At 44.5% G+C, this 850-nt stretch carries 1 protein-coding gene; it reads left to right on the top strand.

Annotated elements, in window-relative coordinates:
• Positions 1 to 829, top strand: an 829-nt coding sequence (locus ACYVRA_RS07525) for an Hpt domain-containing protein (RefSeq protein WP_461252123.1), incomplete at its 5' end; no start/stop codon positions are given.
• Positions 830 to 850 lie beyond the last annotated feature (21 nt).

The following is an 850-nucleotide window of genomic DNA, read 5'->3' as shown; positions in this document are numbered from 1 at the left end:
GAATAAGTACGATCTGATTTTCATGGATCACATGATGCCGGAAATGGACGGGATTGAAGCTACGGCGATTATCCGCGCATGGGAAAAAGAACAACAAGAGAAAAATAGCGCGAGTTTCACCGCAGGTGAAAAAAACAGCACGAGGAATTTGCGTCAGCAAATTCCAATTATTGCATTAACCGCTAACGCGGTTGTCGGGATGCGGGAAATGTTTATCGAAAAGGGGTTTAATGATTTTCTTTCAAAACCCGTAGACGTTTCCAAACTGGATGAAATTCTTGACAGATGGGTAAAGGGGGGGAAAAGAGCAATGAGCAATGAGCAATTAGCAATGAGCAATGAGCAATTAGCAGTGAGCAATGAACAATTAGCAGTGAGCAATGAACAATTAGCAGTTAGCAATGATAATGAAGGGAAAGATAAACTGCCGGATAAGGATAACAATTCTTCATTGCTCACTGCTCACTGCTCATTGCTAACTATCCCCGGCGTGGACGTGCAAAAGGGAGTCGCTTTGCTCCGCGGCTCTTTGAAGACTTATAAAAATATACTGAGCCTTTTCTGCAAGGACGCGGATGAAAGATTGCCGTTACTGCAAAATTTGTCCGAAACTGACCTTCCTTCATTTATTATCAATGTTCACGCGCTGAAAAGCGTTTGCGCCTCTATCGGGGCCGCTGAGGCTTCGACTCTTGCCGCTGAGTTGGAAGCCGCGGGCAAATCCTCGGATATGGTTTTTATCAGCGGGCATTTACCAGTCTTTATACAACAGCTTGCGGAAGTGGTAAAAAATATTCGCGTAGCGCTAACCGCGTCCGATTCTTTGTAAACTTCACATAATGTCTGGACA

Source organism: Treponema sp. R8-4-B8 (assembly GCF_054786175.1).
Note: the sequence above shows the minus strand (reverse complement) of the source record. Positions and strands in the feature narration are given on the sequence as shown.